Annotated in this window: 18 protein-coding genes, 5 tRNA genes and 1 pseudogene; 11 read left to right on the forward strand and 13 right to left on the reverse strand. The window is 33.8% G+C overall.

The window, feature by feature from the left end; genetic code table 11:
• Nucleotides 1-15: 15 nt before the first annotated feature.
• Nucleotides 16-2,259 (reverse strand): GH92 family glycosyl hydrolase, encoded by a 2,244-nt coding sequence (locus BXU01_RS08880; RefSeq protein WP_083692848.1) that lies wholly within the window; start codon nt 2,257-2,259, stop codon nt 16-18.
• A 122-nt stretch (nt 2,260-2,381) separates the two neighbouring features.
• Here BXU01_RS08880 and BXU01_RS08885 point away from each other — a divergent pair, with 122 nt between their 5' ends.
• Together BXU01_RS08885 and BXU01_RS08890 are read left to right on the forward strand one after the other, a co-directional pair.
• Nucleotides 2,382-3,440: a sensor histidine kinase gene (locus BXU01_RS08885; protein WP_083692849.1), complete on the forward strand. Its 1,059-nt coding sequence runs from the start codon at nt 2,382-2,384 to the stop codon at nt 3,438-3,440.
• A 67-nt stretch (nt 3,441-3,507) separates the two neighbouring features.
• On the forward strand, nt 3,508-4,221 hold the full coding sequence (locus tag BXU01_RS08890) for a LytTR family DNA-binding domain-containing protein (protein WP_083692850.1): 714 nt from the start codon (nt 3,508-3,510) through the stop codon (nt 4,219-4,221).
• Between the two features lie 242 nt (nt 4,222-4,463).
• On the opposite strand, the gene nagB is transcribed toward BXU01_RS08890, so the two are convergent.
• From nagB to BXU01_RS08905, 3 genes are all read right to left on the reverse strand, one after another.
• Nucleotides 4,464-6,377, reverse strand: a complete 1,914-nt coding sequence (nagB, locus tag BXU01_RS08895; RefSeq protein WP_083692851.1) for a glucosamine-6-phosphate deaminase — start codon at nt 6,375-6,377, stop codon at nt 4,464-4,466.
• Nucleotides 6,378-6,516: 139 nt separating this feature from the next.
• Nucleotides 6,517-8,616, reverse strand: a complete 2,100-nt coding sequence (locus tag BXU01_RS08900; protein ID WP_083692852.1) for an alpha-L-fucosidase — start codon at nt 8,614-8,616, stop codon at nt 6,517-6,519.
• 220 nt (nt 8,617-8,836) lie between these two features.
• On the reverse strand, nt 8,837-9,658 hold the full coding sequence (locus BXU01_RS08905) for a phospholipase A (protein ID WP_055096397.1): 822 nt from the start codon (nt 9,656-9,658) through the stop codon (nt 8,837-8,839).
• Nucleotides 9,659-9,966: 308 nt separating this feature from the next.
• Here BXU01_RS08905 and BXU01_RS08910 point away from each other — a divergent pair, with 308 nt between their 5' ends.
• From BXU01_RS08910 to BXU01_RS08930, 5 genes and pseudogenes are all read left to right on the forward strand, one after another.
• Nucleotides 9,967-10,344, forward strand: a complete 378-nt coding sequence (locus BXU01_RS08910) for a hypothetical protein (protein ID WP_055096394.1) — start codon at nt 9,967-9,969, stop codon at nt 10,342-10,344.
• A 118-nt stretch (nt 10,345-10,462) separates the two neighbouring features.
• Nucleotides 10,463-10,915: pseudogene (locus BXU01_RS08915) on the forward strand (transposase); the annotation flags it as partial.
• Nucleotides 10,916-11,108: 193 nt separating this feature from the next.
• Entirely contained in the window at nt 11,109-11,645 is a 537-nt protein-coding gene (locus BXU01_RS08920) for an STM3941 family protein (RefSeq protein ID WP_083692854.1), read from the forward strand.
• Nucleotides 11,646-11,718: 73 nt separating this feature from the next.
• Nucleotides 11,719-12,597, forward strand: coding sequence for a helix-turn-helix transcriptional regulator (locus BXU01_RS08925; RefSeq protein ID WP_083692855.1), 879 nt, complete (start codon nt 11,719-11,721; stop codon nt 12,595-12,597).
• Between the two features lie 70 nt (nt 12,598-12,667).
• A complete protein-coding gene (locus BXU01_RS08930; RefSeq protein WP_083692856.1) occupies nt 12,668-13,837 on the forward strand; it encodes an iron-containing alcohol dehydrogenase in 1,170 nt (389 codons plus the stop codon).
• A 93-nt stretch (nt 13,838-13,930) separates the two neighbouring features.
• Here BXU01_RS08930 and msrA read toward each other — a convergent pair whose 3' ends face one another.
• From msrA to BXU01_RS08980, 8 genes are all read right to left on the reverse strand, one after another.
• Entirely contained in the window at nt 13,931-14,425 is a 495-nt protein-coding gene (msrA, locus tag BXU01_RS08935) for a peptide-methionine (S)-S-oxide reductase MsrA (protein ID WP_083692857.1), read from the reverse strand.
• Between the two features lie 257 nt (nt 14,426-14,682).
• Nucleotides 14,683-14,749: transfer RNA gene (locus tag BXU01_RS08940), tRNA-Lys, on the reverse strand.
• Between the two features lies 1 nt (nt 14,750).
• The gene (locus BXU01_RS08945; RefSeq protein WP_083692858.1) at nt 14,751-15,005 is read right to left on the reverse strand and encodes a GIY-YIG nuclease family protein; all 255 of its coding nucleotides are present in this window, start codon (nt 15,003-15,005) and stop codon (nt 14,751-14,753) included.
• Nucleotides 15,006-15,188: 183 nt separating this feature from the next.
• A tRNA-Ile gene (locus tag BXU01_RS08955) sits at nt 15,189-15,255 on the reverse strand.
• A 1-nt stretch (nt 15,256) separates the two neighbouring features.
• Nucleotides 15,257-15,511 (reverse strand): GIY-YIG nuclease family protein, encoded by a 255-nt coding sequence (locus tag BXU01_RS08960; RefSeq protein ID WP_083692858.1) that lies wholly within the window; start codon nt 15,509-15,511, stop codon nt 15,257-15,259.
• A 183-nt stretch (nt 15,512-15,694) separates the two neighbouring features.
• A tRNA-Arg gene (locus tag BXU01_RS08970) sits at nt 15,695-15,768 on the reverse strand.
• Nucleotides 15,769-15,800: 32 nt separating this feature from the next.
• A tRNA-Pro gene (locus tag BXU01_RS08975) sits at nt 15,801-15,875 on the reverse strand.
• 17 nt (nt 15,876-15,892) lie between these two features.
• Nucleotides 15,893-15,976 (reverse strand) — tRNA-Ser (locus tag BXU01_RS08980).
• Between the two features lie 238 nt (nt 15,977-16,214).
• Here BXU01_RS08980 and BXU01_RS08985 point away from each other — a divergent pair.
• The 3 genes from BXU01_RS08985 (at nt 16,215) to BXU01_RS08995 (ending at nt 19,322) form a co-directional block, all read left to right on the forward strand.
• On the forward strand, nt 16,215-17,393 hold the full coding sequence (locus BXU01_RS08985; RefSeq protein WP_083692859.1) for an acetyl-CoA C-acyltransferase: 1,179 nt from the start codon (nt 16,215-16,217) through the stop codon (nt 17,391-17,393).
• 67 nt (nt 17,394-17,460) lie between these two features.
• Nucleotides 17,461-18,222 carry a C40 family peptidase gene (locus BXU01_RS08990; protein WP_083692860.1) on the forward strand — a complete coding sequence of 254 codons (762 nt, stop codon included), beginning with the start codon at nt 17,461-17,463 and terminating at the stop codon, nt 18,220-18,222.
• A gap of 41 nt (nt 18,223-18,263) precedes the next feature.
• Nucleotides 18,264-19,322, forward strand: a complete 1,059-nt coding sequence (locus tag BXU01_RS08995; RefSeq protein WP_083692861.1) for an SMI1/KNR4 family protein — start codon at nt 18,264-18,266, stop codon at nt 19,320-19,322.
• Between the two features lie 77 nt (nt 19,323-19,399).
• On the opposite strand, the gene BXU01_RS09000 is transcribed toward BXU01_RS08995, so the two are convergent.
• Entirely contained in the window at nt 19,400-20,245 is an 846-nt protein-coding gene (locus BXU01_RS09000; RefSeq protein WP_083692862.1) for an AraC family transcriptional regulator, read from the reverse strand.
• 118 nt (nt 20,246-20,363) lie between these two features.
• On the opposite strand from BXU01_RS09000, the gene BXU01_RS09005 reads away from it, so the two are divergent.
• Entirely contained in the window at nt 20,364-21,350 is a 987-nt protein-coding gene (locus BXU01_RS09005; RefSeq protein WP_083692863.1) for an aldo/keto reductase, read from the forward strand.
• Nucleotides 21,351-21,522: the final 172 nt, after the last annotated feature.

Genomic DNA, 21,522 nt, shown 5'->3' on the forward strand with positions numbered 1-21,522 from the left:
TTTTTGTTTTCGTTTTTATTTTTTTGTTCCCCAGTTTTTATTTGGCTGCGATCCCATTACAAAATGCAAAATGCCGCCTTTTAATATTTGCTGGTGCGTGATTACTGTTTTATCAAAAGCAACTCCGTTTAAGGTTGCTGACTGGATATAAAAGTTTTTATCTGAAACTTTTTCTGCTTCTATTACAAAAGATTTTCCTCCTTCGAGATTGATTTTTGCTTTTTCGAAAATAGGACTTCCAATTTCGTATTCTCCAGAGGCTGGATTCATAGGATATAATCCCATTGAACTGAAAATGTACCAAGCCGACATTTGTCCGCAATCTTCGTTTCCGCTTAATCCGTTTGGTGTTGTATTGTATTGCGTATCCAGAATATGACGTACCCAATATTGCGTTCTCCAAGGCTGATTGGCATGATTGAACATATATGCAATATGATGACTTGGCTCATTACCGTGTGCATATTGACCAATTAATCCGGAGATATCTGCAGAAACATTGTTTCCGGTAATTTCAGAACTTTCTGTAAATAGCTGCTCTAAACGTTTTACAAAGATTTCATTACTTCCGTGTAATGAAATAAAATCATCTACGTTTTGCGGTACAAACCAGCTGTGCTGCCATGCATTTCCTTCGGTATAATCTGTATGTTCTCTGTGGTTGGAATGTTTGGGATCAAAAGGTTCGTTCCAGGATTTACCATCTTCAGATTTTCCTCTCATGAATCCTGTTTTTGGATCAAATAAATGCTGATAGGCTTTAGAACGATTTAAGAAAAATTGATAATCGTCATTTTTACCCAATGCTTTTGCCATTTGTGCCACACACCAATCGTCGTAAGCATATTCTAATGTTATGGTAACAGATTCATCTAATAAATTATACGGAATATAACCGTATTTTTTATAGAAATTCAATCCGCGTTCGTCCTGCATCATTGTAGTTTTCATGGCCTGATAAGCCTTCTCGGCATCAAAACCTTTTATTCCTTTTTGGTATGCATCTACAATTACGGGAATCGAATGATATCCTGTCATGGTATTGGTTTCGTTGGCATAAAGTGTCCAGACCGGTAATATTTTTTTTGTATCGTAATAGGCTAACATTGAGTTTACAATGTCTGAGGTTTTATCCGGTGCCAAAAGAGTCAATAAAGGATTTTCTGCCCTAAAAGTATCCCATAGTGATAAGGTCGAGTAAGCGGTATAACCTTTTGCTGTAGCAATTTGATTATCCTCTTTTCTAAACTGACCGTTTTTATCACTATAGGTTACAGGGGCAACTTGAGCGTGGAACATCGCGGTATAGAAAATGGTTTTTAATGAATCGATTGGTGTTTCAACTTCAATTTTACTCAAAGCAGTATTCCAAATTGTGGCTGCTTTAGTTTTTGTATTGTCGAAAGTAGATTTTTCGCCGTCTAAATTATCTTTGGCATTAGCCACACTTACAGATGATAAGGCTACTTTTACCAATAATTCATTGGTATTATTAGCATCAAAAAATAATTGTGCTGTTGTATGTTCTCCTTCAGCTTTATTTCCTGTAATAACCTGTTTATTAGCTAATAAAACAGATTCTGAAATAGGTTTTGAAAATTTTGCTACAAAAAATACTTTCTGATTTTTTGCCCAGCCTGTACTATAACGATATCCGCTAATCGTATATTTATCTTCAATTGCAATTTCGGTTTTTAATGCTTTATCCCAATTAATGGCAAATCCCAGATCAATGATTACAGATTGTTTATCATTGTTTGCAAAGGTGTATTTGTGGAATGCTGTGCGTTGTGAAGAAGTTAATTCTACATTGATTTTAGGATCTTCAAGAAAAACCTGGTAAGAGCCCGGTGCTGCTTTTTCGTTAACATGACTGTATTTTGATTTATAAGGTAATTGATCGCGTGAAGTTGTTTTTTTTGTTAAGTCGAGTTTTTTATTGGTTGGCATAAATAAAATGTCTGCCAGATCGCCAATACCGGTTCCGCTTAGATGTAAATGACTGAATCCTGATACTATAGAATCTGAATAATGATATCCTGAGCACCAATCCCAGTTCGATATACCATTATCAGGACTCACCTGCAACATCCCAAAAGGAACCGTTGCTCCTGGATATGTATGTCCGTGTCCGCCAGTGCCAATAAAAGGATCTACATGATTAACAAAAATATTTGCTTGACTATTATTTTTGTATGTCTTTATTTTACAACTTGCAATCAGAATTGCAAATAAGACGAGCAGGGTAAAATTCTTCATATAAAACAAACCTTAATTTAACTTTAAATTTAGATAAATTAGATTTTTATTAAAAGTAATTTAGACGGACGACATATAAACTAGGATAAACATCAAAAAAAGTCACAAAACACATCATTATTATGAATTTCAATTCCAGCAAACTATATCGCATACCATTGCATTATCACATCCTTTTTTGGCTAACTTACTTTTTATTTAATACATTTCGTTGGGGAAGCTATTTCAACGATTACCTCTATTCGTTAAAAACAAACTTATTGGGATTTCCTATTCACATGACGTTGTGTTATCTCAATATTTTGATATTTATGCCATATTTGGTGTATCGTAAAAAATATCTTTTATATGTACTTGCGGTGTTGTCGTCGATATTTGTAATGGTTATTTTAAAATTTAATCTTACCTATTTATTCATAACTCATAATGTATGGCCGGAAGGACCTGAAATTATCAATAAACTAACCCTTAATTATACGATAGATATGATGATGGGCGAACTGTATGTGATCACTTTTGTAACTGCAATTAAGATTACTTTAGATTTCCTGAAGGAACAAAAAAGGGTTACGGATCTTGAAAAATCTCAGCTGGAAACCGAATTGCTTTTCCTGAAATCGCAGATTTCTCCGCATTTTTTCTTTAATACACTGAACAATATTTATTCTTTATCTGTAGAGAAATCGAATAAAACGCCCAAAATTGTTCTTAAACTTTCTGAGTTAATGCGTTATATGTTATATGATACAAAAAGCAAAAGACAAACTCTGGAAAATGAAATTCTATGTATTCAGAACTATCTTGATTTAGAAAGAATTCGAAACGATGACCGATTAGAAGTTAATATGTCGATTTCCGGTGATATTCATGACAAGGAAATTTCGCCTATAATTTTATTGACTTTTATCGAAAATGCATTTAAACACGGAGTAAATAAAAATACCGGAAAAGTTACGATCAATATTAACTTTAAGATCAAAGGAGATTACCTGCATTTTACAATCTCAAACCCGATGGCAGAAATTACGCACCACAAAGACAATTTTAACAAGTCAAGTGGTATAGGCATCGAGAACGTTAAAAAAAGATTAGAGTTAGGTTATAATAAAAATGACTATAAGCTTTCTTTTAAGAATAAAAAGAATATTTTTGTCGTAAAGCTTGTGATTAAAGTATCCTAACACAACTTTTCTTCGTATATAAATTTACCTGCTAAATTATTTCGCTCAAATAACTAAGATTATAGAAATGAAAATAAATTGTTTGATTATAGATGATGAGCCATTGGCAATTAATGTTATTAAAAATTATTTAGAGCCAGTTGAAAATTTTGAGGTAATAAATACTTTTAGTAACCCGATTGAAGGTTTAAATTTTTTAAAAAACAATACGGTTGATGTCATTTTTCTTGATATTAATATGCCGGTGCTCGATGGTATTAATTTTATAAAAAGCCTGGAAAACCCGCCAATCCTTATTATTACAAGTGCGTACAGTCAGTTTGCGATAGAAACTTATGAGTTGGACGTTTTAGATTATCTGGTAAAACCAATCGAATTTCCAAGATTAATGAAAACGCTGAACAAGATCAGCAAAAGACTCGAAAACAAAACTAATGTCCCTCACGAAAACAGTCCGGAAAGCCCTTTTATTTTTGTAAAAATTGATAAAAAAAGAATGAAAAAGATTTTCTTTAATGAAATTCTGGTTATCGAAAGCTTAAAAGACTATTTAAAAATAAATACATTAACAGGCAAATACATCATTCACAGCACATTATCTGATTTTACAGATTTACTTCCTGAACGAAATTTTTTAAGAATACACCGATCTTACACTATTGCAATTGACAAAATTGATGCGGTTGAAGGAAACAGCATAGAAATTGAAGGTCTTAGATATGTAATTGGAAGATCGTATATCGATCATGTAAAACAGAGAATTTTAAATTCTTCGATTTAGAAAGTTTACTTTAAAAATTATAAAAAAATCGTTTGTTATCCTGAACAAAGTCGAATGTAAACCCGACAGTCCCGAAGCCTCGGGATTAAAACCTGTCGGGTTTGTCTTTTTTCAATGGATTAAAATCCGTCTTCATAAAAACAAAAAAAATGCAGCCTAACCAGGGCTGCATTTTCAAAAAACTTGGTAACTAACCAAATAAACCACATGAAATAGTTTATTATATTTTTAAAATATATTTTCTAGAAGAAATATCGTTTAAAAGCTTCTATAGCAGAGTAATCTGCTAATCCTAAAGCGTGATATTTTTCTGCTGTTAATCGGTTTCTGTCTTCTACTCTTACCCAGAATTCACGGCTGTCATCACCTTGAAACATTACACCATCTTTTTGAGACTGGTGATAAAAAATAGCGTGACGTTTTTTCAACACCTGATCCGGACTCATAGGAACTGCCATTTCAATTTGGTAAGATTCCCATTCATGCCAGGCACCTCTATAAAGCCAAACCCAGCAATCATCCATAAAACTTTTATGTTTTAATCGTTTCAGGGCTTCAAACAAACTATCCAGACAAACTTTGTGGGTTCCGTGTGGATCTGCTAAATCTCCTGCTGCATAAATCTGATGTGGTTTTATCCTTTCGATAATATCACACATAATTTGAATATCAGCCTCTCCAAGGTTATTTTTCTTAACTGTTCCAGTTTCATAAAATGGTAAATCTAAAAAGTTAACATTAGAATCCGGTACACCTAAATATCTTGTTGCTGCAACAGATTCACTTCTTCTAATTAATCCTTTTAATCTTCGAACTTCTAATGAATCAATATCATTCGCTTTCTTATTTTTTAAAAAATTGATAATATTCTCTGACTCCTCAGAATTTTTATTTAACGCTTTCGAAATTTCAGCAAATTTTAAAGCTTCTTCGTTAGAAACCGCAATGTTCCCAGAAGTTTGATACGCAATATGCACATCATGACCTTGTTCTACAAGCCTGTCAAAAGTTCCTCCCATAGAAATAACATCATCATCCGGATGCGGACTAAAAATGATAATTCTTTTTCTCTCCGGCGTTGCACGTTCCGGTCTGTAAGTATCATCTGCATTTGGTTTCCCTCCCGGCCATCCTGTAATAGTTTGTTGCATTTTATTAAACATTTTTATGTTTAAATCGTATGCAGTTCCTTCCTCAGTCAAAAGACTAGACATTCCGTTATCGTTATAATCCTTATCTGTTAGTTTAAGGAAAGGTTTTTTGGTCAATTCGCTTAACCATGCTACGGCTTTTAGTTTTAATTCTTCGGTCCAGATTACAGATTTAACCAACCAAGGCGTTTTCACTCTCGTTAATTCCGATGAAGCTTCAGTGTCTAAAACAAATGTTGTGTTGTTGTGCTGTTGTAAATACGTTGCCGGAACTCGTGAAGAAATTTCGCCTTCGATTGTTTTCTTTATAATTTCTGCCTTACTGATTCCCCATCCTAAAAGCACCACTCTTTTGGCATTTTTTACCGTACCAATTCCCATTGTAATTGCTTTTCTGGGTACATTATCAATTCCTAAAAATGATGATGCTGCATCTTGTCGCGTTAAATGATCCAGTGTAATGCTTCGTGTTGCCGAGTTAACGTGAGATCCCGGTTCATTAAAACCAATATGTCCCGTTCTTCCTATTCCTAAAAGCTGAAAGTCTAATCCGCCATAGGCTTTAATTTTCATTTCGTAATCGATACAATATTGCTGTAAGTCTTCACTACTGATGTTTCCGTCAGGAATATTAACGTTTTGAGGCAAAATATCAACATGATTAAAAAGATGCTCATGCATAAAGTACCAATAACTCTGAATATTATTTTTATCCATTGGATAATACTCATCTAAATTGAAGGTCACTACATTTGCAAAACTCAAACCTTCTTCTTTATGTAATCGAACCAATTCTTCATACACTTTTACTGGCGAAGATCCTGTTGCTAATCCTAAAACGCAAGGTTCGTTTAACTCTTCTTTTCTCTGAATTATATTGGCTATTTCCTGAGCTACTAATATTGAAGCTTCCTGAGACGAATCGAAAATCACATTATGAATCTTCTCAAAACGGGTTTCTTCAAACTTCCCTGCTTCTTTAAAATTTATACTTTCTTTAATCATTTGTGTGTTGTTGTGATTATTTGATATAAAATTAAATATTACACAATGTAAATAATCAAAAATTCGACTAATAACCTGTAACCTTCGCTAGAAAACATAATTCGAAACTTTAAGAAAAAAGATCCCAAATCAAAAGCCGTTATAGTGTTTCGATTACATTTATTTCTGCAATCGAAACCGTCGCTCCCTTCCCTACCGCTGACTTGGCAACAAAACGAATATATCTTGCTTTATCTTTTTTAAACGTCTTTACCTGTTCGATTGGATTGTTCTTTATATTCGAAAATTCTCCCTGAAATTTCAAAATCCATTTTACATTATCAACGCTGGTGTAGAATTCATAGTTCGAAATTAAATTGAGATTATTACCTACTTGCTGCGGAACATAAGTAAATCCGTTTACACTCAAAACACTTCCCATATCGATCGTTATTTCCTGCGGGAGTTTGTTAGAATCACCACCAAAGCTCCAGTCTGTATTTGGATTTCCGTCGATAATTCGGTTTGCTGAATTTAAGTCTCCGCTGGAAACCGTTACTATTTTCCAATTTTCTTTAGAAGCACCGTATTTTGAAGTTTTTACTGCGCTACTAATGTTTTCATCGGCATTAATTGCAACTGCTTTAATCACAACCGCTTTATTATATTTGAATTCTCCTTTATATAATGTGCTCTTTTTTGTTGGATTACTTCCGTCAATCGTATAATAAACAGGATTTCCTTCTTCAGATTTCATTGTGATATTCCCGTTTTTATCGCGTTGAATTTCCGGCATGCGAACAAAAGTTGGCGCATTATATGCCTGAATATTAGAAATCACAATACTTGCTTTCGAATCGGTAATATTTATTCTAAGTGCTGATGCCATAACTCGGTCGATTCTTAAAATTCTTTTGTAACCTATAGTAGTTTCCGTTGCAACGGTTTTCCAGATTCCGTCTACTTTTGCTTCAATATTAAATGCTTTAATACGTTGTCCTAATGATATATATTCCTGAAGCAGAATACGGTTTAACGTTGTTGGCTTATTAAATTCAAAAATTATCGAAGCAGATTTCACCTTATCATCCGTCGCCCAATACGTGTTTTTATTTCCGTCAGTTACATTTTTTGTTCCAAATTCAGCGTTGTTTCCTCTTATATTATCTGTTGTGATTTTACTGCCTGCTAATAATTCCGTTTTAAAATCTTCTTGGATCGTCGCAACTAATTCTTTTAATCTTTTTTCATCATTTTCATGAACCAAGCCTCTTTTATCTACCGGAAGATTAAGCAGTAAAGTTGCATTTCGACCTATTGATTCATAATAAATGTCAACCATTTCGTCCAGCGGTCTTACTTTATCATCTTCAACAGCATGATAAAACCATCCTGGTCGTATTGAAACATCTGCTTCGCCCGGAACCCATTTTTCTCCATCTTCATGACCGGACATAAACTCTGTATAATGTACTTTTCCTGCCAGTTCATCTTTCTGGCGTAAAAGACTCCAATTTGTTTTTCCTGCGCGTCCTTCTTCATTTCCAATCCATCTTGCTTCTGATGGTCCAACGCCCCAAACCAAAGTTTTTGGTGCGGTTTTATAAATTAATTTATAGGTTTCATCCCAGTTGTAATATTCAAGCGTATTTATTTTTCTGGTTTCATTTGCACCGTCATAATATCCGTCACCTCCGTTTGCGCCATCAAACCACATTTCAAAAACATCGCCGTAATTTGTCAATAATTCTTTTAGCTGATTTCTAAAATAGGTAACATATTCAGGTTTTCCGTAATCTGCACGGCTTCTGTCCCAGGGAGAAAGGTACAATCCTAATTTTAAACCATATTCTTTGCAAGCAGCAGCCAGTTCTTTTACAAGATCGCCTTTACCCTTTTCCCACGGAGAATTTTTTACCGATCGCTCTGTATAAGCAGATGGCCACAAGCAAAATCCATCATGATGTTTTGCAACTAAAATGATACCTTTCATACCAGCCGCCTTTACAACTTTCGCCCATTGCCTTACATCAAGATTGGTTGGATTAAACAGTTCCGGAGATTCATCGCCATAACCCCATTCTTTGTTTGTAAATGTATTTAAGGAAAAGTGCACGAAAGCATAAAACTCCATTTCCTGCCAGTCGACTTGTTTTTGAGTGGGCAAAGGACCAAATGGTTCAGGAGATTTTGTCAATTCCTGCGAAGAGATTGGGTTTATGAAACAAAAAAAACTCAGTAATAAAAAAATATTTTTCATCTGGACTTTAAATAATTCGGTTTGAAGGTTAACTACCGCATAAATTTAAAATAAATGAATGTTCTATTTGATACTATTTCGACCAACAACATTTTTAAAAGAGTATTGGTAATGATTATAAATTTATTAGAGACGTATTTTTGATGTTTTACTATTGCACAAAACAAAAAAAGCTACTTTAAGAAAAGTAGCTTTTGATATAATTTTTAAGGTTTTAAATTTAAAAAATTCCCATATTTTCAGGTTTAATCGTAAATCCTATACGCACCATACTTTTATGTTCCTGATAATCTATTAAACTTTCTGTGTAACCCACAAACCATTGCAGCGTGAGATAATAATTCTCGCTTTTATACGGTCGCCAGTTTACTTGCGTTTGCAGGGATCCGTAATTAATAAGACCGCTTCCTTTCCTGAAAAGAATATCGGCGCTCCATCTTCCGGGTTGTATTTGATAGGTTGCACTTGCTTCACCATATCCTACATATTTGGTCAGTTCAGGATTATCTTCTTTATCAACAAGCGGAATCCATCCTCGCAAACCAACAATCCATCGTGGGGAAATCTGAGACTTTAACGAAAATGCAAGCATGTTCCAGGTTCTGGAATAAATAGAATCTCTTCCGTTTGATTCGTGTTCGAGGGAGATTGTTCCGTATGTTAATCTGTTTCCTTTTAAATAAAACGGACGAACAATAGCTACACCAGGATTAAAATTAATTTCTGAAAATGGTTTTGAACTTGCATAAATATCCCAAAAGGCTTTTTGAGTATACATCAAATAAGGAAAAAATCCCCCCCATAACGGTTTTGAATTCAATCGAAGTTTAAAACTTACCTGATATTTAACATCTGCATTATCACGCGTGATATCTGTATTTATGGGTACGCCTGTTAAAAAATAATTGTCTTTATGAACCGAAAAACTGGGTTCTTTCAGCAGCGAATCTGCCGCACGGAAATTTTTTTTAGTCTCTAAAATTTGCGAATTTGATTTGATTGAAAATAAAATTAAAAAAATCAGAAGATATTTGAAATGCATTTATAAGAATTAAATTGAGGTTATTTTGAGCTTTAAAAATAAATGTACCTCATTTGGATGAACTACATTGACTCAATAAAAAACAGGATTAACCCAATAAATATCTCACATTCTACAGTTTTTCAAAAACCGATTTAAAATCTGGGTTATTTATTTAAACAATTGCTGATTTTTAACTTAAAAGCTTATTAGTGGTAAAAAAAACAATTACAGGTACGTATTGCGGATAATTAAATAGATTGATATCTATAATTTTGCAAAAAATCCACAAGAAAGGATTTCCAAAAACCTAATTTAAATAAATACCTATGTCTGATTTTTTAAAACAATTTGGAGAAGATCTCAAAAAAAATGTACCTGGTTTTATTGCGGTTTCTGTAGCCGAAATCAAAAGCGGAATGTCATATTATTCACAATCTGTTCTAAGCGATTTCGATCCGGAATTAGCGTCTGCATTTAATCTTGAAGTGGTTAAAGCAAAAATGAATGCTATAAAAGCCTTAAATTTAACAGGTCAGGTAATAGATAATGTAATGATTACGCTTACTTCTCAAATTCATATTATTGATGTTTCTGATAATGGCGAATATTTTATTTATTTAGCAGTAGATTCAACCAAAGCTAATTTGGGTATGACAAAATCTATTCTTAATAAGTACAAAAAAGAAATAGTAGAAAAACTGTAATTGTATTTTTTTTATAATTCTGAAAGAGAATATTCGACTTGAATGTTCTCTTTTTTTATTTAATCTGATTTCTAACACAGATTCTTTTATATTTATTGCCTAAATGAAATTTTAATAAATGGAATTAAGGGAATACTTTGAAAAATATCAAAATGAAGAAAACTGCATTGAAGAGTTAAAAAATAAACGTCTTCAAAATGGTTTAGTTTGCAAGAAATGCCAACACAATTTGCATTCATTCAGAAGAGTAGATCTAAAATTTCAATGCAAAAAATGTGGCAACAGACTTAGTCTTCGCTCTGGAACAGTGATGGAAAACTCTAATTTACCTGTTAAATACTGGATGATTTGTATCGAATTAATGACACTTTCGAAAAGAAAATTCTCCATATTACAAATACAATATCTTCTGGGACACAAACGATATGAACCGATCTGGTTAATGGTTCAAAAAATTCGTTTGGTCATGCAAAACAGAGATAAAAAATACACTTTAAGAGCCTATTCTGAGTTTGATGCTGAGTTCCTTAAAGAAATTGAGAAACTTGCGTATTTAAAAAATAAAAAAGATATTCTAAAAAATAATTAAAGAAAAAAAACACATCCGGAATTCTTTTCTAAAAGAAAAAAAATCAAAGCATATTAATAATTTTATAAAAAAACCAGATTTGGTACACTTTAAAAGAGGACTCTATTTTTAATGAGTTTCATACCTTTGTTAAAATTATTCTACAAAACAAATTAAATCTAAGCCGAAAGACACGATGGAAAAAGAAATTAAATTATTTAGAAATTCAAAAAAAACAAAAAATCTATTATTTACTTCTCTGGGAGTTTGTATTATTTTATTACTTGTTATTATTTATAGCGCCGGAATATTTGATGGCGAACTAAAAATCAAACCACTTGTGTTTTCATCCGGAGCATTTTTAATTATGTTTATTCTTTTATTAAAAAGCGTTCTGAGTTTAAAAGATAAAAGCCCATTAATTGAATTAAATAAAGAAAATTTTTATGGCAAAACCACACCTGTTTCAAAATCTTTTGGTATTGTAAAATGGCAAGATGTAGCTGATATTCAATTACAAAAAACCGGAGGAGATACTTTAGTCGTTGTTAGCATTAACAATCCTGAAAAATACGAAGGAAGACTTTCAAAAATGCTTTGGAATATCGCTTATAACAACAATACCAATCTATTGACATTAATGTATTCAGCTTCTGAAATTGATGTTGATGCTAATGAACTTTTCACCTTATTTGATAAATTCTGGAAAGAAAGCGCTTCATTAAACCGATAAAAATTCAATACTAAAATCCCTTAAAATCAGGCTGCTTTTTCTTAAAGTGGTTTGATTTTAGAAATATAATTTAATGAACATAAAAAGATCCGAGCTTAAGAAAATCCTTCAAAAAGCAGAAGATAAAAATTTGTCTTTCCGTGTTTTTGATTTAGAAAAAGAACATATAGAGCACTATCAGCAGCCACATAAAAACGATCATTTTTTTATTCTAATCGTAGAAACAGGAAAAGTTGAAATACAGATCGAAGACAAAATTCATTTTCTTAAGGCAGGGAAAATTTCTGTTATCTTTCCAGAACAAATTTGTTTTATCTCTAATTTCACTGATGATTTAACCGGTAAAATAATTTTATTTGAAGAAGTACTATTTTGTTCCGATATATTAAAAAACGAATTAAGTCCTTATAATGTAAATCTTTCTGCAAACCTTAATTGTACAGCACTTTCAAACCCGGAATTTGAAGAAGCAATTATTCTTGTAAAAAGCATTCAGAATATTTACAACAAACCAAGTCTTGTAAAAAAAGAACAAGCCCGTTTTTACATCAAAGTTTTCTTGTTAGGACTTATAGAATCAGTGCATGGCCAACATCCTGTATTGCATCAAAAAACAAATCAGCATATTTATATTGGTTTTAAAAAACTATTAAATCAACAATATAGAAGCGAACGCACGGTACAATATTACGCTTCACAACTTGCCATCAGTCCTAAAAAGCTCAATGAAATAACAAAAAAACATTGTGGAGAAACTGCTATAAATGCGATTCATAACCGGATATTGACAGAAATAAAACGCCAATTGTTGTTTTCTGATCTCTCACACAAAGAAATTGCATTCGATTTGGGATTTAGTTCTCCATCAGCCCTGAATAAATTTGTCCGGGCAAAACTCAAAGAAACACCTACGGAACTTCAGCAGGAACTGGCGCAAATTTATACAGCATAGTCCTGTTTGTATAACATCCTGCCCTGCCCTCCTATTTAACTTTGCATCAATAATTAAATACTATTTAAAGATGAGCAAATTATTTGTTGCAGGAGAAGTTTTCCATGGTCCCGGAAGTCTTGAAGAATTAAAAAATATAAAAGGTAAAAAGGCTTTTGTCGTAACCGGCGGAAGTTCAATGAAAAAAAGCGGAACGCTGGACAAAGCTCTGGCATTTTTGAACGAAGCAGGAATAGAAACTTTTGTATTTGATGGTGTAGAAGAAGATCCGTCATCAGCAACCAGTTTTAAAGGTGCAGAAGCAATGCTTGAGTTTCAGCCAGACTGGATCGTAGGTATTGGTGGATGTTCTGCAATTGATGCCGCTAAAACAATGTGGATTTTTTATGAACACCCAAATACAGAATTTGATTCACTTATTAAACCTTTTAACGTACCTGTACTTAGAAACAAAGCCAGATTTATAGCAATTCCTTCTACCAGCGGAACAGGAACTGAAACGACAGGTTTAGCCGTAATCACAGATCGCGAAAAAGGGGTAAAATATCCAATTGTATCGTATGAATTAACGCCTGATATTGCCATAATCGATGGCGAAATTTGTGCTTCGATGCCAGCTCACGTAACATCAAATACGGGATTAGATGCTTTAACACATTGCGTTGAGGCTTATGTTTCTAATATTGATGACAATTTTGCTGATGTATTATCGAAAGGCGGATTGCAAATTGTTTTTGATAATCTGGAAGAAGCTGTAAAAAACCCGTCAAATATTACAGCGCGTCAAAACATGCACGATGCTTCGTTTATGGGAGGCTTAGCTTTTAATAATGCATGGTTAGGTATTGTTCACTCACTTTCTCATCAGGTTGGCGCTTTATATGGCATTCCACACGGATGTGCAAATGCGATCTTCCTTCCTAACGTTATTCGATATAATGCTGCAGCTACTTCTAAATTTCCGTCATTAGCAAAAGTAATCGGACTTGAAACAGCCGAAGAATTGGCGCAGGCAATTGAAGGATTAAGAAAAAAAGTCAACAATATTTCTTCTATAAAAGAATTTGGAATTTCAAAAGAAGACTGGATAAAAAACCTGGATTATATTGCAAATAATGCATTAATTGATCCATGTACCGGTTTTAATCCAAGAGTAACAAACGTAGACGATTTAAAAGATATTTATAATGCCTGCTACGAAGGTGTTGTTTATACGAATGAAGCAGTAGTTGTAAACTAGTTCTCATAATCAGAAAAAAAATAAGCCAGACATTNNAATGTCTGGCTTATTTTTTTTATAATTGATAATAGAAATTATCAACTTATTATAAAATTACAAAAACGAAGTGCCAAATCGCTCAAAATGGCAGGTATATCCATTCGGGTGCTTGATAAGATAATCCTGATGATACTCTTCAGCCGGCCAAAATTTAGTAAAAGGTTCCAGAGTTGTAACTACTTTATTTGGCCATTTACCAGATTGATCAACGATTTGAATCACTTCATCAGCAATTTGTTTTTCCTCTTCATTTTGAATAAATATAGCTGATCTGTAACTTGAACCTCTATCATTGCCTTGCCTGTCTATTGTAGTTGGGTCATGCATCCTGAAAAAGTAATCTAACAACTCTTTAAAAGAAGTGATTTCAGTATCATACGTAATTTCCATCCCTTCTGCATGCCCTGGATGATTTTCGTAAGTTGGATTTTCATTATCTCCTCCAATGTAACCAACCTCAGTATTTTTTACACCCGGACGTACACGAAACAGTTCCTCCATGCCCCAAAAACATCCACCGGCGATATAAACCTTTTTTAAATTTTCCATAATATTTATTTTCAAAATCAATTATAGGCAATATTCATAAAAAAATATTGGTTTTAGAAATATTTATTTTTTAGAGAACAACCTTAAATCGGATTAAATTGTATACTACTAATATACATATTTCTTAGAGAATTACCAGTTGCTAAAATGTCATTTAAATTAAAATTAAAACTCAATCTTATCATTCAAAAAATCCATGAAGACAAATCTGATACTGACACAAAACAAAAAAGCCACTCGATATGAGTGGCTTTTCGTGAACGCAGAAGGATTCGAACCTTCGACCGTCCCGATTAAAAATCGGGATGCTCTATCCAGCTCTCCATTATTTATATGAATCATTTATTAACTTTTTAACTCTCACGCTACTTTTCCATTTCTTTACTTCCAATTCACGCTTATAAGCCAATGATTTGGTTTCAAATTCTTCAAAATAAATTACAGTCCAATCTTTCACTTTTGCTGTAAATCCAGAATGATTTGATAAATGTTTACGCAATCGTTCCTCTAAACTTTCAGATGTATGACCAATATAATATTGATCTAAAGACTTGGAATATAAAATATAAAAGTAGCTCATCAAATTTTCAATTTAATAAAAAACAAAAAAGCCACTCGATATGAGTGGCTTTTCGTGAACGCAGAAGGATTCGAACCTTCGACCGTCCCGATTAAAAATCGGGATGCTCTGTCCAGCTGAGCTACGCTACTAAAACCAATTTAATACAAAACAAAAAAACCACTCCATATGAGTGGCTTTTCGTGAACGCAGAAGGATTCGAACCTTCGACCGTCCCGATTATAAATCGGGATGCTCTATCCAGCTCTCCATTATTTATATGAATCATTTATTAACTTTTTAACTCTCACGCTACTTTTCCATTTCTTTACTTCCAATTCACGTTTATAAGCTAATGATTTGGTTTCAAATTCTTCAAAATAAATTACAGTCCAATCTTTCACTTTTGCTGTAAATCCAGAATGATTTGATAAATGTTTACGCAATCGTTCCTCTAAACTTTCAGATGTATGACCAATATAATATTGATCTAAAGACTTGGAATATAAAATATAAAAGTAGCTCATCAAATTTTCAATTTAATAAAAAACAAAAAAGCCACTCGATATGAGTGGCTTTTCGTGAACGCAGAAGGATTCGAACCTTCGACCGTCCCGATTAAAAATTGGGATGCTCTGTCCAGCTGAGCTACGCTACTAAAACCAATTTAATACAAAACAAAAAAGCCACTCGATATGAGTGGCTTTTCGTGAACGCAGAAGGATTCGAACCTTCGACCGCCTGCTTAGAAGGCAGGTGCTCTATCCAGCTGAGCTATGCGTCCATTTGTTTTAAAACTTTATGGAAAAGTTTCTGTCGGGGTGGCAGGATTCGAACCTGCGGCCTCCTGCTCCCAAAGCAGGCGCGATAACCGGGCTACGCTACACCCCGAAGGCAAATTTATTAAGCGGAGAGACAGGGACTCGAACCCTGGCGACGGTTACCCGTCGACAGATTAGCAATCTGCTCCATTACCGCTCTGGCACCTCTCCAAGCTCAAGAAACGTGTTCTGTTTTGCGGTTGCAAATGTAAGACAACATTCCATATCTCACAAGTATTTCGGCGCTTTTTTTTCACTTTTTTCAATCTTTTTTTTAAACCGCTTCACAATCAAACATATAGAATTAACAAAAAATTGATATTAAATTTAAAATCCAATCGAATTGCCCCAAAATTTGAATTTATTCAAATAAAGAGTAAATTTGCTTTATTAACTAATAATACAGAAAATGAACAAAAGAGTTGTTATCGTTTCTGCCGTTAGAACACCTATCGGAAGTTTCATGGGAGGGTTATCTACCGTACCCGCACCAAAATTAGGTGCTGCCGCTATAAAAGGAGCACTACAAAAAATTAACCTAGACCCAAAATTAGTTGATGAAGTTTTCATGGGCAACGTGGTGCAAGCCGGAGTTGGCCAGGCACCAGCGCGTCAGGCAGCACTTTTTGCAGGCTTATCTGAAGAAGTTGCCGCTACAACTGTAAACAAAGTTTGTGCTTCAGGAATGAAAGCCGTAATGTTTGCTGCACAGGCAATCGCTTGCGGTGATGCAGAAATTGTTGTTGCCGGTGGAATGGAAAACATGAGTTTGATTCCGCATTACGTACAAATGCGTAACGGAACTAAATTTGGTCCTTCAACAATGCTTGACGGAATGCAAAAAGATGGCTTGACAGATGCTTACGATAACAACGCAATGGGAGTTTGCGCTGATTTATGTGCAACTGAATATAACATCAGCCGTGAAGAACAGGATAATTTTGCCATTCAGTCTTATGAAAGAAGCGCAAAAGCCTGGGATGCTGGAAAATTCGATAACGAAATTGTTCCTGTAGAAGTTCCACAAAGACGTGGTGAACCAATCATCGTTTCTAAAGATGAAGAATACACCAATGTAAAACTGGACAAAATACCTTCATTAAGTGCTGTTTTCACAAAAGACGGAACTGTTACTGCTGCAAATGCATCAACAATAAATGATGGCGCTGCAGCTTTAGTTCTAATGTCTGAAGAAAAAGCAATCGCATTAGGATTAAAACCTCTAGCCTACATAAAAAGTTATGCAGATGCTGCTCAGGAACCAAAATGGTTTACGACAAGCCCGGCAAAAGCTTTACCAAAAGCCCTGGACAAAGCAGGAATTGCGATTGGCGATGTTGATTATTTTGAATTCAATGAAGCATTTGCAGTTGTTGGACTAGCCAATTCAAAAATCCTTGGTCTTGATAACGATAAGGTAAACGTAAATGGTGGTGCAGTTTCTTTAGGTCATCCTCTTGGGTGCTCAGGAGCAAGAATCATTGTAACTTTACTAAATGTTTTAGAACAAAATAATGCCAAAACCGGAGCTGCAGCAATTTGCAATGGCGGTGGCGGTGCTTCGGCAATTGTTATCGAAAGAGCTTAAATAAAATTACATCAGGAGTTATTTCATTGTAAATAACTCCTGATTTTCAACTAATAAATGACCTTAAATGTTCGGAATTTGTAATCTAGCCATAGTACCCGTTCGATCTGAGCCAAGTGACAGAAGTGAAATCGTTACACAACTTTTGTTTGGCGAGCACATCGAGATTTTAGAACGCCAAAATCAATGGGCACGAATAAAAATACAATACGATGATTACGAAGGCTGGGTAGATTCTAAGCAATATCAGGTAATTTCTGAAGCACATTATAATCAACTAAGCAATGACGCCATTATTCTTAATGCTGATTTGATTGATTATATTAGTGCACCCGAAAATTTATTATTACCTATTCCGCTTGGTGCATCATTATCTTTTTTAAATAATAATGAAATCAATACAGCAAATTTCGAATTCGAAGGCACAAAAACAAGTGGTACAAAGCCTAAAAGCGCTTTAATAAATACTGCTTTTATGTATTTGAACGCACCTTACCTTTGGGGAGGGAAAACACCTTTTGGAATCGACTGTTCCGGTTTTACACAAATGGTTTATAAGCTAAACGGATACAAAATACATCGTGATGCCTCACAGCAAGCACTTGAGGGAGAACCATTGAGTTTTATTGAAGAAAGCGAAGCTGGTGATTTGGCCTTTTTTGATAATGACGAAGGAAATATCATTCATGTCGGAATTATTATGGACAATAATTACATCATTCACGCCAGTGGGAAAGTGCGTATTGACCGCCTGGATCATTTGGGGATTTATAATCCTGAAATCAACAAACACACCCATAAACTACGTGTGATCAAAAAAATAATTTAATGCATCTTTCTTTTTCTTATTAACCTCTAAAAATAGTAATCTTGACAAAGTTTTCATTATCTAAAACGGATTTTCAAATTAATAATACTACCGTTCAGTTTCCGATTGCTATAGATATTTTAAAAAAGACTTTGGGAGAATGTCGACATTTAAAAAAACAATACAACCATATTTATACTTGGGATAATCACGGTATTATTGCATTTTCTAAAGAAGGAACAAATGCAGAAAACATAATGCTTGACCTGAAATTTGGCCATTATGATTATTGCTCGAAAAATCCTTTTACCGGAGATTTTATTTTTGATGGACAAGAACTTTTTAAATTTTACGAATCTAACAAAAGTCAATTGGTAAAGCTTTTTAAAGGCGACAAAACAGGCGCTTTTATCCTTAACGGAATCAGCGTATGGTTTGATAAAGAAGAAGATAAAATTACAGCAATTGACATTTCTGCATACGAAGAAAAAGTAGAAAAACAGAAAATGCCTATTGATGAAAAATTCAAGCATTTTGAGTCATTATGGAAAGAATGGATTGAGGAAATAAGCAAAATTGTTTCTAAAGACAATGATTATTACAATCTTACAGATGGTATTTCTGCAGAAGATTTAGAAGAACATTCAATCCTTGAAGAAGAAATCGAAATACCGGCAGCACTTCAGAATTTTTATAAAATTCAAAATGTAGAATATGATGCTGTGACTTCTGCTTTTCAGTTTTTAATAGGCAGCTGGACTTACGATCTTATTCCGTTTGAAGATATTAAAGAAGAATGGAATTCGATACAAGATTTACAATTTGACGAAGACGATCTTCCCGAACTGGAAATAGATCTTGAAAAAATTCAAACTAATAACTACGCAAACCCAAAATGGATTCCGTTTGCAACAGGAAGAAATGGAGATTATTTACTCTACGATACTGATCCGGCCGAAAAAGGAAAATTTGGACAAATCATAGAACTTCAAAATGAATCCTGGGAACGAAATATAGTAGCCGAATCTTTAGAAGAACTTCTGAAAAACGAAATCAACAACCTAAAAACAGGTAAAACAGAGCATTTCGATTTTATAAACGGCAAAGAAAATCAAGATTAAAATCATTTTAATCTAAAAAAAATCCGCGATAATCCGTGTTTTCGCTTGCGAATCCGTGTTATCCGCGTGCCATTACATCACGCACTAACACGAATCGTTCTCCTAAATTCAGATGGACTATTCCCGCGTTGTTTCTTAAAAAATTTATTGAAGTGACTTTCATCCGTAAAGCCAAATTCATATGCAATTTCGTTAATTCGTTTATCGCTGAATTGTAGACGATGTTCGATTAATTTCGTTTTATAATTGCTAATATATTGCTGCATCGTTTCATTAGCATGTTTCTTGAAATAACGTCCTAAATACGTATTCGAAATCCCGAAATATTCGCTAAGTGATTCCGCTTTAATTCTTTCAGGATAATAAATATTATTCTGAATATATTGTAAAATATCCATCGCTTTCGCTTCACAACCAATATTTACCTGCTCCGGCAAATACTTCGCAATATTTCTCGCAACCACAATAATCAGGGTATTCACCAATTGCTGAATCAATTCTTTATTATAAACATCTTTATCCTGATGTTCGCGAATAATCGCTTCAACCATCACTTTTACCAGACATTTATCCGCATCATTTTTCAAAATACAACCCGGCTGATGATTCGCATTCTGGAGAATATATTCTAAACGCTGAATATTCTCATTTTGCAAACTGGAATTTTTCAAATAAATATCATTAAATCTCAAAAAGAAAAACTTCGTTTTAGTCTCAATCGTAAAATTATGACAATCCTCAGGCGTCAACAAAAACATATGTCCCGCATCATATTCAAAAATATTTTTGTTGATACATTGTCTTCCAGTTCCGCCTAAAATATAAACCAATTCAAAGAAATTATGACGATCTCCAACATCCGGATATTCATCCAGAGTTTCAAAAGAAACCGTAAAAGGCTCGTATAAATTTTCTTTTTTCATAATGTACTTTATTAATTCGGCTACAAATTTACATAAAAAAGACAAATATATACAACTTAACACTCTTAAAAATGGTATAATTTTGCCAAGTGAAATTTAAGATTTAAAATACAACATTATGGAATATAGAAAATTAGGCAATAGCGAACTCGAATTATCAACTATTACATACGGTGCATTTGCCATTGGTGGAAACATGTGGGGCGGAAACGAGAAAGCAGATTCTATCGCTTCAATTCATGCTTCAATCGATCACGGTGTTACCACAATTGACACCGCTCCTTTTTACGGATTTGGATTAAGCGAAGAAATGATCGGTGAAGCTTTAAAAACCCAAGACCGATCAAAAGTGCAATTATTAACCAAATTTGGTTTAGTTTGGGACGGAAGCAATAACGGCAAAGGAGAATTCTTTTTTGATGCAGAAGACAACGGAAAAAAAATCCCGGTTTATAAAAATGCTTCAAAAGCAAACATTATCAAAGAAGTCGAAGAAAGCTTAAAACGCCTTCAAACTGATTATATCGACTTACTTCAAATTCACTGGCCAGACGCAACAACGCCTATTCATGAAACTATGGAAGCATTGGAAACCTTGATTCAGCAAGGAAAAATCAGAGCAGCCGGAGTAAGTAATTATAGCACAGAACAAATTCAGGAAGCGCAAAAAACAATTCAATTAGCATCAAATCAAGTTCCGTTTAGTATGCTGAACCAAGCAATTCAAACTGATTTAGTTCCGCTTACCATTCAGGAAAACATCGGAATCATTGCTTACAGCCCAATGGAAAGAGGTTTATTAACCGGAAAATATTTCACCGACAGTAAACTAAAAGACAACGATCACAGAAACGGATATTTCGGTCAGTTTGATCTTCAAAAAGTAAAAACTTTAGTCGAAGAATTGAGTTCTCTTGCAAATGCAAAACACATTTCAATTTCGCAATTAGTTTTACGCTGGACCACTTTACAAAAAGGAATTACCATAGTTTTAGCCGGAGCAAGAAACGCAGAACAAGCAATTTCAAACGCAAAAACATTAGATTTTGACTTATCAGTTTCTGAATTAGATTTCATTAATCAGGCAATTTCAAAATTAAAATAATATTTAAACACATAGAATCATAGCTTTTAGCAATCTTAAAAAGGCGATTCACTTACATTAACAAACATAGCTATGTGTTAGAAACTAGTTTCTTTCAACTACCTTTTCCAAAAAAGAAAAATCTATGTCTCTATGTGTTTAAAAAATCTCAAAAATTTATAAAAATAATTTG

The organism is [Flexibacter] sp. ATCC 35103 (assembly GCF_001975985.1).
Lineage (GTDB): Bacteria > Bacteroidota > Bacteroidia > Flavobacteriales > Flavobacteriaceae > Flavobacterium.

What these genes read in the sequence shown, in the direction of transcription:
- BXU01_RS08920 (WP_083692854.1), top strand. Translation starts at nt 11,109, where the DNA reads ATGGAAAAAGAAATTAAATTATTTAGAAATTCAAAAAAAACAAAAAAT.
- BXU01_RS08910 (WP_055096394.1), top strand. Translation starts at nt 9,967, where the DNA reads ATGTCTGATTTTTTAAAACAATTTGGAGAAGATCTCAAAAAAAATGTA.
- BXU01_RS08945 (WP_083692858.1), bottom strand. Translation starts at nt 15,005, where the DNA reads ATGAGCTACTTTTATATTTTATATTCCAAGTCTTTAGATCAATATTAT.
- nagB (WP_083692851.1), bottom strand. Translation starts at nt 6,377, where the DNA reads ATGATTAAAGAAAGTATAAATTTTAAAGAAGCAGGGAAGTTTGAAGAA.
- BXU01_RS08985 (WP_083692859.1), top strand. Translation starts at nt 16,215, where the DNA reads ATGAACAAAAGAGTTGTTATCGTTTCTGCCGTTAGAACACCTATCGGA.
- BXU01_RS08900 (WP_083692852.1), bottom strand. Translation starts at nt 8,616, where the DNA reads ATGAAAAATATTTTTTTATTACTGAGTTTTTTTTGTTTCATAAACCCA.
- msrA (WP_083692857.1), bottom strand. Translation starts at nt 14,425, where the DNA reads ATGGAAAATTTAAAAAAGGTTTATATCGCCGGTGGATGTTTTTGGGGC.
- BXU01_RS08890 (WP_083692850.1), top strand. Translation starts at nt 3,508, where the DNA reads ATGAAAATAAATTGTTTGATTATAGATGATGAGCCATTGGCAATTAAT.
- BXU01_RS08885 (WP_083692849.1), top strand. Translation starts at nt 2,382, where the DNA reads ATGAATTTCAATTCCAGCAAACTATATCGCATACCATTGCATTATCAC.
- BXU01_RS09000 (WP_083692862.1), bottom strand. Translation starts at nt 20,245, where the DNA reads ATGAAAAAAGAAAATTTATACGAGCCTTTTACGGTTTCTTTTGAAACT.
- BXU01_RS08930 (WP_083692856.1), top strand. Translation starts at nt 12,668, where the DNA reads ATGAGCAAATTATTTGTTGCAGGAGAAGTTTTCCATGGTCCCGGAAGT.
- BXU01_RS09005 (WP_083692863.1), top strand. Translation starts at nt 20,364, where the DNA reads ATGGAATATAGAAAATTAGGCAATAGCGAACTCGAATTATCAACTATT.
- BXU01_RS08960 (WP_083692858.1), bottom strand. Translation starts at nt 15,511, where the DNA reads ATGAGCTACTTTTATATTTTATATTCCAAGTCTTTAGATCAATATTAT.
- BXU01_RS08925 (WP_083692855.1), top strand. Translation starts at nt 11,719, where the DNA reads ATGAACATAAAAAGATCCGAGCTTAAGAAAATCCTTCAAAAAGCAGAA.
- BXU01_RS08905 (WP_055096397.1), bottom strand. Translation starts at nt 9,658, where the DNA reads ATGCATTTCAAATATCTTCTGATTTTTTTAATTTTATTTTCAATCAAA.
- BXU01_RS08990 (WP_083692860.1), top strand. Translation starts at nt 17,461, where the DNA reads ATGTTCGGAATTTGTAATCTAGCCATAGTACCCGTTCGATCTGAGCCA.
- BXU01_RS08880 (WP_083692848.1), bottom strand. Translation starts at nt 2,259, where the DNA reads ATGAAGAATTTTACCCTGCTCGTCTTATTTGCAATTCTGATTGCAAGT.